The following is a 1,868-nucleotide window of genomic DNA, read 5'->3' as shown; positions in this document are numbered from 1 at the left end:
GCCGGCTGTAGCGCCCGGCTTTAACCTCTTCCAGCAGGGCGACCGTCTCCGGCGACGGCTCGAGGCCCAACTCCGACCACAACACCTCGCGGCCGGCCTCGTATTGGGCCAGCGCCCCCGCCCGGTCGCCGGCCAGCGCGTGGGCCTGCATCAGTTGGCGGTGGGCCGGTTCGCGCCACGGTTCCAGGGCCAATTGGCGGCGGGCGAGCGCCTGCGCCTTGTCCAGCCGTCCAGCCGCCAGGTGATCCTGCGCCGCCTCGAACAGGACTTCCAGGGCCAACTGGTGCAGCTTCTCCCGCTCCAGTCGCAACCACTCCTCGAACTCCAGGCTGTCGCAGGTGAAGCCAGGCAGCAGGTCGCCGTCGTAGTAGGCCGCGGCCGTGTCCAGCTCGCGCGCCTCAATCGCCGCCAGAAAGCGGTTGACATCCAGCGCGTAATCGGCGGCGGGGTTGAACTGCACCGTCTGGCGCGTGACCAGTAGGTAGGGGGCATCGCCGTTCGCTGCGTCGTCCAGCAGTTGCCTCAACTGGTACACCGCCTGACGCAGGTTGTTGTGGGCGTTCTCGCTTCTTTCGTCCGGCCAGAAGAGGGTCGCCAGCACTTCGCGGGCGATGGGGCGCTGGCCGTGCAGCGCCAGGTAGACCAACAACCCCTTGTTGTTGGCCGAACGAAAGCGCGTGACCGGCCGCTGGTCGAGTGTGACGTGAAATGTGCCCAGGAATGACAGTTCGAGCCGCGACATGAGCGCATTATACACGATAGACAGTGCTAACGGTTGGCGAAGCACATGCTAACGGTGGCGGCGCGTTCCGGCGACGGGGCGCTAACGGCCGATCCCTAGACTGTGGACATCAGCATGAAGGAGAGCGAGATGTTCAACACGCTAGAGATGACCGGTATTGCCCAAAATGGCTTCGGCCAGCGCAACCCCTTGGCCGATCGCTACGAGGCGAGCGCCGCTTTCGAGCGTGCTCTGCGCCGTGGCAAATGGCGAGCACTGCGCCAGCGGTTGCTGGGCCAGGCGGGTGGTCTGCGGCATCTGCCCAGTGTGGACGCGACGACCGTTCGGCGGCCGGCGCGCGAGGCCAGCGTCGTCAATATCCCCCTGTCGCGGATCGTCGGCAGCGAGGGGCGCGCCGACGACTTCGACCGCGCCTTCTACCCGCTGAACGACCACACCCGCGACCGCTGGATCAACATCGCCGCCGCCGCCCGCAGCGGAGCCTCCTTGCCGCCCGTGGAACTGATTCAGGCGGCCGACGGCTACTATGTGCGCGACGGGCATCACCGCATCTCCGTCGCCCGGGCCAATGGACAAAAGGAAATCGAGGGTTGGATCGCGTATGCGCTGGCCGGGTGAGGTTCATCAGGTGCGACCCACTTTCTGAAGTGGGTTGCACCTACATACCTCTCCCAGATATACTCCCCCCTCATGCGACTCTCCCGATCCTTCGGTAAAACCCTGCGAGAGGCCCCGGCCGAGGCCGAACTCGTCAGCCACCAACTTCTCCTTCGCGCCAACTACATCCGCCCCGCCGGGGCCGGCATCTACACCTTCATGCCCCTCGGTTACCGCGTCATCCGTAAAATCTGGCAGATCATGGCCGAGGAGATGGACGCCATCAGCGGCCAGGAAATGTGGATGCCTAACCTGCACCCGGCGGCGCTGTGGCAGGCCACCGGCCGCTGGGACTCTGTGGACGTGCTCTACAAACTGCGCGCCGGCGGCAACCGCGACTACGCCCTCTCGGCCACCCACGAGGAGATCGTCGTCGATCTGGCCGTGCGCGAGATCGAGAGCTACCGCGACCTGCCCCGGATGGTCTACCACATCAGCAAGAAGTTCCGCGACGAGGCCCGGCCGCGCG

At 66.1% G+C, this 1,868-nt stretch carries 2 protein-coding genes and 1 pseudogene; 2 read left to right on the top strand and 1 reads right to left on the bottom strand.

Annotated elements, in window-relative coordinates; all coding sequences use genetic code 11:
- The coding region (locus tag ACE3UY_RS18170; protein ID WP_374688898.1) for a BTAD domain-containing putative transcriptional regulator at window positions 1–742 on the bottom strand (742 nt) is incomplete at its 3' end.
- A gap of 129 nt (window positions 743–871) precedes the next feature.
- Between ACE3UY_RS18170 and ACE3UY_RS18165 the strand changes: the two genes are divergently transcribed.
- Both ACE3UY_RS18165 and ACE3UY_RS18160 read left to right on the top strand, forming a co-directional pair.
- Complete coding sequence (locus tag ACE3UY_RS18165; RefSeq protein ID WP_374688897.1) at window positions 872–1,360, top strand: hypothetical protein; 489 nt, start codon at window positions 872–874, stop codon at window positions 1,358–1,360.
- A gap of 72 nt (window positions 1,361–1,432) precedes the next feature.
- Window positions 1,433–1,868, top strand: a pseudogene (locus tag ACE3UY_RS18160) (proline--tRNA ligase); the annotation flags it as partial.

It is taken from the genome of Promineifilum sp. (SeqCode), assembly GCF_041918635.1.
Lineage (GTDB): Bacteria > Chloroflexota > Anaerolineae > Promineifilales > Promineifilaceae > Promineifilum.
This window is presented reverse-complemented; position numbering and strand designations above follow the sequence as displayed.